Origin of the sequence: Ruminococcus flavefaciens MA2007 (assembly GCF_000621845.1) — a bacterium.
In the GTDB taxonomy this organism is placed as follows: domain Bacteria; phylum Bacillota; class Clostridia; order Oscillospirales; family Ruminococcaceae; genus Ruminococcus; species Ruminococcus flavefaciens_E.
Map to the genome: position 1 here is coordinate 269,558 of NZ_JHXF01000007.1, position 14,636 is coordinate 284,193.

Genomic DNA, 14,636 nt, shown 5'->3' on the forward strand with positions numbered 1-14,636 from the left:
TAGTTAATCTTACTATTCATACCCAAAGGGGGGATATGTATAATGAATAAACAGGGAATCTTTGACAACATAGCCGAAAGTCTGGCACGAAGCTACGATATCATCTACTATATCAACGCTGAGAACGGCAATTACACCCGTTTCACCAGCGCCAAGATATACGGCGACGATCACGTAAAAGAGGACGGAAAGAACTTCTTCAGCGACGCTCAGAAAAACGCCGAAAAGATAATCGCTCCCAAAGACCTTGAAAGAGTAAAATTCAAGCTGAAAAAGGAAAGCATTATTTCAGCCCTTGAGATAAAAAAGCTCTACACCTTTGATTATACCCTTATGATTGACGGCGAACCGCGCTTTGCCCGTGCTACCGTATCATGGGCAAGGGACAGACTGCACCTCATAGTTGGCGTGGAGGATACCGTTGAGGAGATACGCCGCGAGAACGCCCTTACAAACGTTCTCAGCCTTGCCAACGAGGTAACAAGGCGCGACGAGCTCACAGGCATCAAGAACAAAACTGCCTTTGACGAGCTCGTAAAAGCAATACAGGAAAATATCAACAACGGTCTTGTGTATCTTCCCTTTGCCCTTATAATCTGCGACGTCGGCGGCATAACACAGCTTAACGAGAGCTTTTCGTCTGCGGCAGGCGACGGTCATATCATCGCCTCCTGCAAGCTCATCTGCAATATCTTCACCCACAGCCCTGTTTTCAGGATCGATGGCGACAAATTCGCTGTTTTACTCAGAGGAATAGACTACGAGAACAGAAACGCCCTCTTTGAGGATCTGCATGAGCAGGTGGTTGACAATATCAAATGCAAGGACGGTCCTGTTCTCGCAGCAGGCATGGCGGTTTTCAACAGCGATGAGGACAATAGCTTCACATCTGTTTTTGAACGTGCCGAGAATCTGATGTACAAGGACAAAAAAGCAATAAAGAGCGGTGAAGCAGGCAAGTCTTCAATCGAATACATTAACGGTGACATATCTATTCCCCTTGACCGCAAGGAAAAGCTGGACAGACTGTTCAATGCCTTTTCCATATTTGCCGAGGGAACCTATGTATATCTGTGTGATATGCGCTATGATTATTCACGCTGGTCAAAGAAGGCAGTTGACCTCTTTGGTCTGCCAAGCGAATACATGGTCAATGCGGCAAAGATATGGGACAGCCATATCCACCCCGATGACGCCGAGATATACCGCGAGGGTATCGAGGCTATCTTTTCGGGCAAAACAAATTCCCACGATATGCAGTACAGAGCCCGCAAGATAAACGGCGAATACGATGTATGCACCTGCCGCGGAACGGTCATGTACAGTCCTAAGGGAATACCCGAGTACTTCTGCGGAACGATCCGCAACCACAGCATACAGGGACATATCGACACCCTTACAGGACTCCAGAACCAGTACGGCTTCTTTGAGGATATCGAAGCAAAGATACTGAAAAACGAGCCCTTCAAGGTAGTAATGGTTGGTCTTGCAAAATTCTCAGAGATAAACGACGTATACGGCTATCATTTCGGCAACCTTGTATTGCAGAAATACGGCAGATATCTCTATGAGAACGTAGGCACCTACGGCACAGTATACCGCCTTGACGGCACAAAATTCGCAGTAATAATACCGAACTCGGATCACACCGTTGAAAATATAAAGTCGAAATACTCCACAATGCGTCATTATTTCCGCAACGAATTTTTCATCGACAACGAACTGATAATCCTTGACACCAGCGCAGGACTTCTCAGTGTGGATAACTTCAATATTGATCCCCAGACCGTATATGCCTGCCTGAATTATGCCTACGGCGAGTCAAAGCTCCGCCGACAGGGCGACATTGTAGAATTTGGCAACAGCATAAACAAGGACAAAAAGCACCGCACAGAAGTGCTCCACGTTATCCGCTCATCAATAATGCAGGATTTTCAGGGCTTCTTCCTTCTGTATCAGCCTGTAGTTGACGCCCTCACCGAAAAGGTCATAGGCGCCGAAGCCCTTCTCAGGTGGAAAAACGAGGAATACGGAATGGTCCCGCCTGACAGCTTCATACCCGTACTTGAAAAGGATCCTATCTTCTTTGAGCTTGGACAGTGGATACTCAGAACTGCTCTCATCGGCGCAAAGAAGCTGAGGGAGAAATTCCCCGACTTCATAATAAACGTAAACCTGTCCTACAATCAGCTTGAAAAGCCGAATTTCGTGGATATGGTGCTTGCAACTCTTGCCGAGACGGATTATCCCCCCGAGGCTCTCTGCCTTGAGATAACCGAACGGTGCAGACTCCTTGACATGGATCTGCTGAAAAACATCGTAGTAAATCTACGCGGACGGGGCATAAAGATAGCTCTTGACGACTTCGGAACGGGCTTCTCGTCTATCGGCATAGTAAAGAGCCTTCCATTTGACGTTATCAAGATAGACCGCAGTCTTGTCATGAAGATAGAGGAAAATCCTCAGGATCGCCAGCTTGTGGGAGCTGTCGCCAATATGATGCGCAGCTACAGCACAAACGTCTGCGTAGAGGGAATAGAGACCGCAGCAATGAGAGATATACTTCTCAATTACGAGGTAGACTGCTTACAGGGATATTATTATTCCAAGCCTATCCCGATCGAAGATTTCATAAGCAAATTTGACGCATAGTTCATCATCATGCAGGGGCGCACAGTGTGCGCCCCTGCATTCTTAGTTCTAAATTATAAAACGCCGCAGGGGTAATCCTGCGGCGTTTGTAATTACAGAAGTCTGTTCTTGCGTTTTCTGATGAAGAAAGCAGCTGCACCGCCAAGGAGCACGATGCCTCCGCAAAGGAACTTGAACCATGTCTTATGAGCAAGGATTCGCATTGCGTTTGTGGTAACAAGGATATTCTTGTAGGAATATTCTATCTCGTTGCCTGCCATATCGGTGAGAACTACCCTTACATTCTGAGCGTGCTTAGCATTGCGGACGGTAAATTCAAGATACTCGTCGTCGATATATCTCGACCTTATCTCCTTATCGTCAACGAATACCTTTGCACCCTTGAGCATGATGTTGTCCGATACGGACATCTTTGCCTCAAGTCTTTCGCCCTTGTATGCGCTGTTTGCCGAGAGATTCAGCGGTATGCACAGCGGCTGTGTGGTATCCACGCAGAATTCAAGGTAAGAATTCTTCTTTTCCGAGGTGCTGACGTTGATATTTCCCGCCTCGTCAACGGAGTGTATGGAAACGGTGTATCTTCCGTCGTCCTCAAAGTTCTTGGCGTAGATTATGTACTTGTACTCAGACCACTCATCGTCGCCGCCTGTGTACTCCACCTTGTAGTCGACATTGTCTTTAAGTACAGCCATTTCCGAATCCTTGGTAATGTATACGCTGTAGGGCTCGGAGTGCTTATTGGCGTTGACCTCGGAAATAACGATATCCTGAGCCTTGGAGATATACTTTCCGACTATGCTTCCGGTACCCTCGTCCAGCATGAATGTTGAGCCGTATCTGTTTACCGAGAAGCGGAAGTCCTTCTCCACCTTATTTGAAGCGCTGTCCTTAGCGCTTGCCTTAATGGTGTAGATATCGTCAAAGTCCGCCTTATCGGGGATATTATTGAATACATACTCATAGCCGTCGGCACTTTCGCGGAGCTCTCCCTCAAAATCCAGAGAGCTTCCTCTGTTAGCACCCTCAAGCTTTATCTTGATGCTGTCCTTGTCAAGGTTCACGTCCTTGAACTGGATATGCGGTCTTATCTCCTTTTTGTTGTTAGCCGTGTTTACGTCGCTGACAGAAATCTTAGGCGACTGACTGTCGATACAGAACTTGGCATTATAAGCCTCGAGAGTATTTCCAGCCTTGTCCTTGCCTGTGATATTAACGGTGTACTCGCCGTCCTTTTCAAACTTGACGGTAGAAACGTAATCGTTTCCTGACTTAACCCATTCCGACGCCTTCGGGAATTCCTCGGCGCTGTTGTTGTAGGTACCCGTCATCACAACTCTCGACGGCTCGAAATTCTGGTCTGAAATCCTGAATGTAGCCGTAGTAGGCTCGTTGTAGAAGTGCTCGTTGGCTATCTTCTTATCAAAGCCTATATTCATAGCAGGAGCAGTCCTGTCGATGACGAATTCGCCCGAATCATAGGACTTAGCCGCTCTGCCGCACATATCCTTGAAATCGGCGGTAAGTCTGTAGGTGCCGTCGTTATCAAAGGCTATCTCCGCCTGATATGTAGCGCTGTCAGTGCCTGCCGTACCGTTTATCAGTCTCCATTCGAGCTCTCTTCTGCTGTTGTTTACTCTGATATCAGGGAGCGACTTGTCGAAGTTTCTCTCGTTTATGGTTATGACAGCTTTTCTTGTGTTCTTGTATATCTGCTTGAACTCATTGTCAGCTGAGCCGTTTGCGTCTGTAAAGACCACATTCATAACAGGATCGGTCTTGTCTATGCTGTAGCTCCTGCTGACCGCCTTATCCTCGCTCGGATTTCCTGCTCTGTCATCAAATACAGCATATACGCTGTTGTTATTGGAGTTGCCTGTAAGCTTGACCTTTGCGGATATCTCCCTGACGGTATTCATGTCTCTGCTGGTTTCATCAGCGCTCCAGCTTTCGATACCGTTTTCGGATATCTCTCCCCTGTCGTTTACGGAAAGGCTTCTCTCCTCAGCTCCCGACGCGGATATGCGTATATCTGCGATACCCGAGAAATTCTCCTTGACTCGGATATCGGCGTCGATATCGTCAGCATACAGCGGTACGCCGTTTACGTCCTTGAAGCTTGTCGGCGGGAGATCAAGTGTGATATTTGAATTTGCTCTGTGGTCATCGTCCTTTTCCACCATGAACAGAGCAGTCTCGAACATCTCCGATTCTCTGCCCATTCGGCTTACAGCGCTCAGTCTCATATAGCCCCTGAACATCTGCGGAACAACGACCTCCCACTGACGCGGATCGTCTGTTGTGCGGACCTCGGGTACTACAGCACTTGGCGTACCGTCGCTGTTCACCAGAACAGCCTTGATACTGTCTATACCTGCGCTTGGACCGTTTCCATTTACTGAAACGCGGACAACAGCCTGCTCCCTTGCGAAATAAACATAGCCGTAGCGCTGGTCACGCCTGAGCGGAACACCGTCTGCGATGACGTCATTTATGCTTGGAACAGCAAGGTCAACCCAGACCTCTGCTTCGCTCCTTGAGCTTTCATTTCCTGCGAAATCCTTAACGCTGAGCTCTACCTTTACGGAGCCGTCATCTCTGCTGAATTCACCAAAGTCGGCTGCAACAGAACCATCGGCAGTGCTGACAAGCTTTGCCCTGAATCTGTCCGAATCCTCAACAGCCTCCAGCGCGATAACATACTTGCCGCTGCTGAGAGCTCCGCGGTCTATGCCGCTCTGCAAGTCAGCCCTGACAGTTCTGTCATGACCGTTTATCCTGAGCTTCAGCTCCTTTATTCCCGAGCCGATGCCCGAATTGGGATCCTCGGCAGAAACAGCTATCTTAACATCGGAATAAGCCTTGTACCATTCCTTTCCCTCGGAAACATAGCTCTTTTCACTGTCCGAAGCGTTCTTCACCGAGCATTCAGGCGCAGTATCGTCGATTATGATATTGAAGCCGCCGTACTTGCTGTCAGTGCTCTTTATGGTAACGGGATTGCCAACGCTGTCTATGGCATAGATAGTGATACAGGTCTTGATATTTACCTGTTTAATGGCGTCCTCAACGATATCGAAGATATATTTTCCGTCGCGGAAGGTCATCTTCTTCTCCGAGGAAGTCTCGTCCCCGAAGTAAATCTTTACATCGCTGATTCCCGAGCCGTCCACAGATGACTGCTCATCGCTGAGAACAGCGCTGATAGTGCTGCCTGCCTTGAGAACGTGCGCCTCTTTGCCATCCTCGTCGGTTATGACCTCGTCGCCTGTGATAGTTATCTTGTTATCAGAAACAGCAGGCGGAGCGCCGTCTATCTTCACTCTCACGTGCTTTCTTTCGGAGCTGTCATAGCTTGAATTATTGCTGTCGTCAAGAGCGAATACCCTGAGCCGCTCGTCTATCATCTCGTTTGCATGAGCAGCCTCAGCCTTTACGGAAACAGCAAATTCCTTGGTATCCTTGTCGTAGGTGAGCACAGGGACGCATTTTGAAGTCCTTACGGGAGTTTCCTGAGCCGCCTTATATGCAGACACAACTCCTGCGTACTTGTCACGCAGCCTTTTCAGCTCGTCTATCCTGCTGCTGTCAGGCTCCTCCTTTGCCTCCTCAACGGTTATCTCGGCATTGTAATATTCATTGATATCGTCCATAAGAGAAGCGGAATGCTCCCTGAGAAGCTCCCTGTAATAGCCGTCGCAGTTGAGCTGTTCGCTGTATCTGCTGTTGATATCCGCAAGCCTTATCTTTGAGAGCACAGACACAGCCGCGTTATACTTCTCTCTCATGTCGGGAGTTTCCACATAGCCCTTTATCTTGGCTGTATCGCCCCAGCCGTCTGCCGGTCTGTCGAATCTGTAGTCTCCCACTACAACTGAGCTTATATCGCCGCAGTCCTTAGTCTCCTTGTTTATATAATTCTTATAGATATCCGATATCTCGCCCTCTTCAAAGGTAAGATCTTCCTTTTCCCCAACAGGGCATTTTTCATTATCGGTTATCTTCATGGCAAAGGACATACCGTCCCTGCCTACCCAGTTGTCAGAGTTCTCTCCCCGTGTAAATTCCACCTTGGGAGCAGTTTTGTCACTGTAGAAGCAGATAACTCCGCCCAGACCGTCTCTTAAAACGTCGTCGCCTGTCTGACTGATGATATTTTTTACGATATACAGAGCAGACTTAGAGCTGTCTGCAAGGTTCTCTGAAAACTCTCTTGACGAGCCGCCGATAACGAACTTCTTGTGCTCAACGGTATTTGTGCTCTTGTTGTATACGTCGTAAAGAACCGTGCTTCCGTCAAACAGCGAGGTAAAGTCCATAAGCTTTACCAGAGCGTCCATTGAGCTAATAGTATAGCACCTGTCATTTCTCTCGAAGAGGTCTGCCTCGGGCTGGAAAATATACATATTCTCGCTGTCTGCAAGCTTTCTGTAGACAAGCTGTATCTCGCCGCAGTCGAACTTGTAGCCCAGCGACTTTTCTCTGATATCCTTTGTCAGGTCGTCATAAACGCCTGTGAGTGGCTTTTCGTCGCTGCCTCCGTAGGTATAGCTGCTGAGGCAGTAGCCGTCGCCTGCAAGATATGGTATTTTCAGCTCATAATCATTGCTGTCCTCTTTTCCGACAACGGGTATCTCGTATTTCTTGAAATACCTGTCATCTCCCTCGCCGAATACCGCCATAGCAGAAACAGTCCTGTCAACGCCCTGTATGGATATTTCGCAGTCATGCTTGTATCTGAACTTGTCATTGAGCGTCAGCGTGGAGCAGTTGAACCACTCGTCAAAAAGCTCTATGAACTCTCCGCCGTATTCACAGTTCACAAAGAGTGCCTGCTTTTTAGGGCATGAGACAGCTATCCTGTTGATATCCTTCCACCTGAACTTGCTGAGTTCTGTTGTATGTCCGTCGAACTGAACATCAAAGACGTTCCTGTCAATATCGAGAGAAAATGTCTTAGGCGATACGGTATAATGAGTCTCGTCAATGATAAGCTCATAGCCGTCGTTGTAGTAATTATCTCTCCTGATATTGATAGGAGCCTCGGCAGCAATGTCTATAGCCTGCGCTCCCGAACCCAGTATATAATACTCGGTAGGAGCTATCTCAAGGACTGTTCCGCTCCTGCAATAGCCGTCATTAAGCTGATAATGGGTATCTCCGTCTCTGCCTGTCATGGTTATCTTGTCATCGCTGAAATAGCCATATACCTTGAAATAGGTATTGAAAACAAAGGTATCGTCAGTATCCGAGTCGATCACGAGCTTGGTATCGTCTGAAATGACTATATCGCTTTTGTTTATAGAGTGATATCCGCCGATAGTGACGCTTCCCGTACCGGATTCCGCATTATAGCTGTGAGCTGAGCCCTCTGTGCCGAATACCTGCCTGAGGAGCTGTTTGAACATATCGTCTTCAAGGGCTATGCCGTTTATAACAATATTGTATGTTACGTTCTCAAATTCATCATCGCCGTTATGAGGCGGAGCTGCATCGCCCGGTACGCCTACAGTGGCAGGCTCGCTGCCTGCCGCAGTCAGGGCTGCTTCAGCGCCTGCCGCAGACAAACTGCCTGCTGAATTTGCAGCAAAAGCAAGTGCCGCCACAAAAGCAAGCTTTCTTTTAAGATCAAATCTTCCGTTATTCATTTGACCTACCTCCTTTTCTGACTATAAAACAGGCTGTCCCAAGTGCGATGACTGCTGCGGCGATAACAGGGATCAGCAGAAGATTCTTTTTTGGTTTTGATGTATCTGCCTCAGCTGTCGGCTCAGTGGTCACAGCCGAAACAGCAGTGGTCTCTTTTGAAGCAGTCACCGCAGAGCTCTCCTTTGCGGTAACTTTAGAAGCCGTTGTTGAAGTGACCGTTGTTTTCGCTGTTGTTTTCGTTGTGGTGACAGTTGTTGCTGTGGTCACTGAAGTTGTTGTATGCGTTTCATTATTGCTGTCGTTTTCATCGGAGGAGCCCTCCTCCTGAATCGGCGCATTTCTTTCCCCGTCATCATCGTGACGAGGCGGAGCCTGCTCCTGCTGCGGCACCGTATCGCCGTCCTTTACGGTAATAGTGCCGCCTCTCAGCTGAGAGAAGCATTCAGCTCCGAAATATGCGTCAAAATTATTGTACGTCAGTATCATCGGCTCGTCGGTATAGGGATAGATATTTATATCATATCTTCCCACGGGAGTATCCTCTGGGAGCATTACTCTCACATAGCCTATCTCGCCGTCGCCTGTAAAGCGTGACTTTGTCTTGGTTACGAAGTTCACCTTTCTGGTGTTCTCCATATCCCTCTGCTCGGAAATATGCACTCCTGCCATCTCCTCGGCTCTTGTGCCCAGCTCATAGTCATCGGCAAAGCTGAGCCTGCCGTCAAGCTGTATGAGCATTTTCACGCCTACAAATCCGCTGTTATTGCCGATATTGACAGGCACCTCCACAAGCTTTCCGCCTGTAAGGTCAGTCCTGTCTATCACTGTATCGCCTATGGAAAGTTCTATTCCCGACGGTGCTTCATAGTCCCCCGCCCCATAGACAGCTCCCGCAGGAGCAAAAGCAAGTGCAGCGGCTATACCGCCGAAAACGACGCTTTTTCTCATTTCTTTCTCCCGTTGTCTATTGCATCTACATCTGCATTTATTACTACGATATTGCTTGTAATGATAAAATCGCTCTCCGAGCTGTTATTATTGCCCACTACCACAGTGCCGTCCATATCTTCCTCCTCCTGCTTTGGAGCAACCACCACTGTCCACGGACCGTCCTCGTCGCTTTCGGGCGGAGCGGACAGCTCCGAATCGGTGCTTCTCAGGCTGAGATTTATTGAAGAAGGCGCCCTGAATGGCTCGGGCGACATCTTTCTCACCTTGATATCAGATATCATATTAGATATGACTCTGTACCTGATAGTCAGGATAAGTGCGGAGATAAAGAGAACTATACTTATCCCAAGGAATATACGGGATATTATCTGCCAGTCATATGAATCCATTCCGCACCCTCTTCCTTACTCAGAGCCCTCTATGCTCTGTATTATCATATCATATGAGCCGAGGATATAATCCCTTGCTTCTGCGGCAGTACCGCTCTGAGGATTGAGCTTCTCGGTCTTTTCCCTGATATTCTCGATGAATTTCTTCTGCTCGGCATAGCTGACGCCTGCCTTGTAGAATTCGTTTATATTGGTGTATTCGAGATTTACAAGAGTCTTGTAGGTCTCTAATACGATTATGTCCGAATCTGCGTTTTCCGTCTCCACAAGCTCACTGAGCTCGTTCATGCTGCTCCACAGGTCTGCGGAAATATCATTTCCGAGAAGCTCGTTCTCCTTTTTGCGGCTCTGTGAGTAGAAATCACCGATAGCGCAGTAAACACGGGCTATCTGGTACTTCTTGGGATATTTATCCTTGAAGTTCTCCGTCTGAGCCTCCTTGAACCACTTAACGGCAGCTATCTTGCCTGCTGTTCCCGTATTCTGGTTCATAAGCTCCTCTTCGTTGCTGCCGTAGAAGTAGTAATACCAGTAGAGTATTCCCAGCTCAAAGGCGACGTTCTCATAATCGGGAGCCTTTTGCAGCACATTTACGTTCTCGTTTATGAGCCTGCGTATCTGCTCCACCTCGTCAGCCTTGAACACCTGGTCGCTCTTGTAGAGCTCGATAAGCTCAAGGTAGGCGTCCGCATATGAGCCGTCGGCGTGGATAACGTCCTCGAAAGCCGCCGCTCTCTCCTCGTATTCGTTGGAGCTTTCGGCTATCTCAAGGAGGGTATTGAAGTCCTCGCTGTCCTTTTTGTGAGCCATTACCCCTGCAAAGAGGGATATGCCCAGTGAAAGAGCGGCAAGTCCTGCAAGTATCGCCGTAACTCTGATGTATGTATGGTTCTCCGCCCTGTCGAGGTCTGCATAGAGCTCGTCGCAGGAGCGATAGCGCTTGTTCTTGTCGTCCTGTACGCATTTGCGGATTATCCTCACAAGTCCCGCATTGGTGCCCTTGTCGAACACGAATCGCTCCGCAGAGCTTACAAGCTTGCCCTTTACGGAAACGTTCATGGGCTTTTTGCCTGTTATCATGTGATACATGGTAGCGCCGATGTTGAAGATATCCGTCTTTTCGTCAAGCTCCTCCTTGCGGAACTGCTCGGGAGCGGCATATGCAGGGGTATAGGCAAATGTACCCTCTCGCCTCTCGATAACAGAGCCGAAGTCGATAAATTTCAGCTTGCCGAATTTGTCGGGACGCTTGGAGTTCTCGAGGTCCTCCTCAGTCCTTACGACCATTATATTATCTGGCTTCATATCGCTGTGTATCAGTCCGCACTTATGGATAAAGGATATTACAGAACAGATATCCTTTGCGTATTTCAGCACCATATTGTGCCTGAACGGATAGTAAGCGAGAAGCTTTTCCATAGAGACGCCGTCTATATAGTCCTGAACGATATAGAGGGCGTCGGGCTTATTGTCGATTATCTCGATAATATTGGGGAAATAGGAATTCTTCACGTCCTTTTCGCAGAATTCCTTGATAAGCAGCGACTCCTGCCTTGCATTGTATGCGTCTGTGCCGTTGGTCTTCTTGACCTCCTTCACAGCTCGCTGGGCGTTATTGGCTTTGAGGTCAAGTGCACGGTAAACCACGGAGGTACCGCCTTTTCCTGCAATATTAACGATCTTGTACCTGTTTTCAAGCACAAAGCCTTCGTTAAGCAAACCTATCTCCTCGCTTTCAGCAGAGCTTGACCATAAGGGCAGTTATATTGTCCTTTTCTCCGCGCTTCATGACCTTATTTTTGAGACATTCCAGATTATAGGTTATCTTCTTCTCGTCCTTGTTGTTTGAGGGCGAGAGGTACTCCTGTATCTCGTCGGCAGAGAGCTTCTTGCGGAAGCCGTCGGAGCACAGCATATAGCAGCTGCCCTCGCTTATATCCGCAATGCTGTAGTCGTATGAGGTATCTTCAAGACCTGCTCCGATACAGTTAGTGAGCTGGTTCTGTCTGGGATCGTTCTCAGCCATTTCCTCGGTGATTATGCCGTTTCTGACCTCCTGTGCAACTATTGAATGGTCAGAGGTCATGAGCTTTATCTCCTCGTCGTCTATCCTGTACAGACGTGAGTCTCCCACATGAGCGATGAGGATATGTCTCATCTGAGGTATCACAAGCAGCGAGGTAAAGGTAGTAGCCATATCCGAGTTTTTCTTCTCCGCATAGGCGTTGATATTGTCGCTGAGCTGGTGGAGACGGTCGTCAAGTGACTTGCGTATCTTCAGTATGGAAGCGCCGCTGCTCATGAGCTCCGAAAAGTCCTCGGTAAACCACTGGTTTATGCGCTTGCATACGTAGCCGCTGGCTTTTTCACCGCCCGAGAGTCCGCCTACTCCGTCGCATACAGCTCCGAAGAATATCTCATCTTCCTTGTATTTTGCGGTAACGATAAACAGAGAGTCCTGATTTATCTTTCTTACCGCACCCTCGGTAGTAACGTAGGAAAAAACGTATTTCATAAAAACTCACCGTTAATTTTCTTCAAAGAATGTAAATGGTATGCCGTGATACAGGAAATTACAGCCCGAGAAGATGCTCTCTCTGCTGCCCTCGGCGATATCGCTGCCCTCAACGGAAAGTGAGCTGCACGAGATATTCTCGATATAGATGCTGTGTCTGTCTCGGCTGTTCTCGCGTCCGATAACGATGCCCGAGATCTCCGAGCAGGTAAAGGGATAAACGAATATGGGCACCTTTTCGTTGCTGGAGGAATTTACAAGATATGCTATATTCTTGGACTTGTTGTTCTTGCTTTCGAACTTCTTGCGGTTTGCATTGTCACCTACGACAACAGTAGCGTTATCGGCTGAATTTACAGTAAACACATACGGAATGTTGTAGATATAGATAACATCGCCGCTGTTGAGCTTCTCCTTGATGACGCGCTGACTGTTCTCGGCAAAATTGTTGAGGAAGGTTCCGTTTGAGGATTCCTTATCCTCGATGTAGAAGCTGCCGTTTTCAAAGGTTATCACCGCGTGGAGCTTTGAAACCGTGCCCTTGTCTGTGAGGGCAAGGTCGTTGTCGGCTTTTCTGCCTATAGTGAAAGGGAAATGGTTTATGGCAAATTCCCTGTTGTTCTCGTCTTTAAGGTAAGCAGGGCACTCCGCTTTCTTGCCGCCGCTTACAACTATGGTATGGTCTGCGTCAGCACCTACAGCCGCAGTCTTGCTGCTGTCGGCAGGAGTCTTTGCTCCCTCCTCGGCAGCTATCTGTGAGGGTGTGCCAAGGGAGACTTCAAGGACCTCATGGAGCAGATTGTACAGATGATTATGTGTAAGAACGCTGCTCTTTTTGGTCTTGAGGTAGTCATTGAGGAAGAAAACGTACTTCTGCATGACGCCCTGATCTGTAACTGTGATATTCGCGTATTTATGGAGCTTTGCAAGGAACTTCACCACGTTGGCGCACTTGTAGTCCCTGCTGAGAACGGGCAGAAATGCCACGCCTATCTTTTTCTTTTCCACATCGTAATATACGTGCTTGGGATCTGTCAGCACAAGATGATCGTAATCAAGATTGTTTTCGCTGGCAAATTCCATTAATCTCTGTATCTGGCGTATCAGCTCGAAATACTTCTCCTGAGTAAGGTTCTGCTTGACGTACTCAGACAGCGCAGTCATATTGCTCACCTTATACTTCAGAAGATTCTTGGAGCCGGTCTTTTCCCAGTTCACATTAAGGAAGCCCTTATTCCTGTTCCTGTTGATGAATTTGAGCTGGTCCTCACTGATCTGCACCTTCTTTTTGATCCCTGCCTGCATAAAGGTCTCGTTCTGATAAACCACCTTGATTGAAACACTTGCCATATCCTCACCTCTAAAAAAATCACCATATACATTCCGTCAAAACAGAACGCGCAGCTATACGCTGCATATAAGCTAATTATATCATCTTATGCAAGATTTGTCAATAATTTGAATATTTTTTTGCCCGGCCATACAAAATATATGTTGCATTTTACACAATATTCACATAAAAGAGGAGCTTCACCTTGTTTTCGGCAAGTTAATGGTATATAATGTAAAAAAATAACCCGAAAGGAGCAGCCTATGCTTTACCTGAAACCTGCCAATACAGACGACATCGAAAAGGAATATCTCTTCGTCCGTGACATACCCGAGGACGAAAACGGCTTCATAAACGAATACCACGGTATCAGCCGCGAGGACTTCGACGACGCCCTTGATATCATCATAGCAAATTCAGTCGGCGAGCGCCTGCCTGAGGGCTATGTGCCTGCGACTACATACTTTCTGTGGGACGATGACAAGATAATCGGCGAATTGCAGCTCCGACAGCATCTCTGCGAGTCACTTGTGAACGGCGCAGGACATATCGGCTATTATATTGCTCCCGAATACCGCGGAAAGGGCTATGGTACGCAGGGACTTGCAATGCTCCTTGAGAAAGCCTGCGATACAGTTCCCGAGGAGGAGGTATATCTCCGCGTTCAGCGCACAAATCCTGCTTCACTGAGAGCTATGCTGAAAAACGGCTGCTATATCCACCATGAGGACGAAGATTCCTATTTTGTGCGATTCCGCAAGGAGATATCATAAGCCTTGCCATTAAGTTTTAGAACTAATATCGTATGGACGGATATTATCCGCCCGTTTCAATGCATAATTAAAGGCGAACCTTAACCGCAACACTTATATAGAAGCTTACAGTTAATTATGGGGGAAACCTTTCTGAGGAAAGGTTCTCCCCCATACCCCTTTCCAAAGACTTTTATCTGGTTTTTTCGCAGATAGGGCGCTTCTTAAATAAAAAAAGACCTGCAAAAATGCAGGTGCGCCCTATCTGTGAAAAAACAAAACTAAAGTTTTAGGGAGAGAGTTTGAGAGAAGCCCCTTTTTCAAAAGGGGTTCTCTCAATAATAATTATAAAACTTCTATATGAGTATCATGGTTAAGGTTCGCCTTTTTTGCGTTATATT

General features: G+C 47.6%; 8 protein-coding genes. 2 read left to right on the forward strand and 6 right to left on the reverse strand.

Going from position 1 to position 14,636, the window contains the following annotated elements:
- Positions 1-42 precede the first annotated feature (42 nt).
- Positions 43-2,652, forward strand: coding sequence for a bifunctional diguanylate cyclase/phosphodiesterase (locus T497_RS17360; protein ID WP_051530521.1), 2,610 nt, complete (start codon positions 43-45; stop codon positions 2,650-2,652).
- Between the two features lie 92 nt (positions 2,653-2,744).
- On the opposite strand, the gene T497_RS0104290 is transcribed toward T497_RS17360, so the two are convergent.
- Genes T497_RS0104290 through T497_RS17365 form a run of 6 tightly spaced genes read right to left on the reverse strand, consistent with a single transcriptional unit; the run spans position 2,745 to position 13,503 of the window.
- Entirely contained in the window at positions 2,745-8,297 is a 5,553-nt protein-coding gene (locus T497_RS0104290; protein ID WP_028514549.1) for an Ig-like domain-containing protein, read from the reverse strand.
- Positions 8,290-9,246 carry a hypothetical protein gene (locus T497_RS0104295; protein WP_028514550.1) on the reverse strand — a complete coding sequence of 319 codons (957 nt, stop codon included), beginning with the start codon at positions 9,244-9,246 and terminating at the stop codon, positions 8,290-8,292. Before T497_RS0104295 ends, T497_RS0104290 begins: the two co-directional genes overlap by 8 nt.
- Complete coding sequence (locus tag T497_RS0104300; RefSeq protein ID WP_028514551.1) at positions 9,243-9,638, reverse strand: hypothetical protein; 396 nt, start codon at positions 9,636-9,638, stop codon at positions 9,243-9,245. Before T497_RS0104300 ends, T497_RS0104295 begins: the two co-directional genes overlap by 4 nt.
- Before the next feature lie 15 nt (positions 9,639-9,653).
- A complete protein-coding gene (locus T497_RS0104305) occupies positions 9,654-11,357 on the reverse strand; it encodes a serine/threonine-protein kinase (protein ID WP_028514552.1) in 1,704 nt (567 codons plus the stop codon).
- 16 nt (positions 11,358-11,373) lie between these two features.
- Complete coding sequence (locus T497_RS0104310) at positions 11,374-12,153, reverse strand: PP2C family protein-serine/threonine phosphatase (RefSeq protein WP_028514553.1); 780 nt, start codon at positions 12,151-12,153, stop codon at positions 11,374-11,376.
- A gap of 12 nt (positions 12,154-12,165) precedes the next feature.
- The gene (locus tag T497_RS17365) at positions 12,166-13,503 is read right to left on the reverse strand and encodes an FHA domain-containing protein (RefSeq protein ID WP_051530522.1); all 1,338 of its coding nucleotides are present in this window, start codon (positions 13,501-13,503) and stop codon (positions 12,166-12,168) included.
- A gap of 243 nt (positions 13,504-13,746) precedes the next feature.
- On the opposite strand from T497_RS17365, the gene T497_RS0104320 reads away from it, so the two are divergent.
- Positions 13,747-14,256, forward strand: coding sequence for a GNAT family N-acetyltransferase (locus T497_RS0104320; RefSeq protein WP_028514554.1), 510 nt, complete (start codon positions 13,747-13,749; stop codon positions 14,254-14,256).
- Positions 14,257-14,636: the final 380 nt, after the last annotated feature.

Bases quoted from the DNA above. Each gene is read 5' to 3' on its own strand.
- T497_RS17360 (WP_051530521.1), top strand. From the start codon at position 43: ATGAATAAACAGGGAATCTTTGACAACATAGCCGAAAGTCTGGCACGA.
- T497_RS0104290 (WP_028514549.1), bottom strand. From the start codon at position 8,297: ATGAATAACGGAAGATTTGATCTTAAAAGAAAGCTTGCTTTTGTGGCG.
- T497_RS0104295 (WP_028514550.1), bottom strand. From the start codon at position 9,246: ATGAGAAAAAGCGTCGTTTTCGGCGGTATAGCCGCTGCACTTGCTTTT.
- T497_RS0104300 (WP_028514551.1), bottom strand. From the start codon at position 9,638: ATGGATTCATATGACTGGCAGATAATATCCCGTATATTCCTTGGGATA.
- T497_RS0104310 (WP_028514553.1), bottom strand. From the start codon at position 12,153: ATGAAATACGTTTTTTCCTACGTTACTACCGAGGGTGCGGTAAGAAAG.
- T497_RS17365 (WP_051530522.1), bottom strand. From the start codon at position 13,503: ATGGCAAGTGTTTCAATCAAGGTGGTTTATCAGAACGAGACCTTTATG.
- T497_RS0104320 (WP_028514554.1), top strand. From the start codon at position 13,747: ATGCTTTACCTGAAACCTGCCAATACAGACGACATCGAAAAGGAATAT.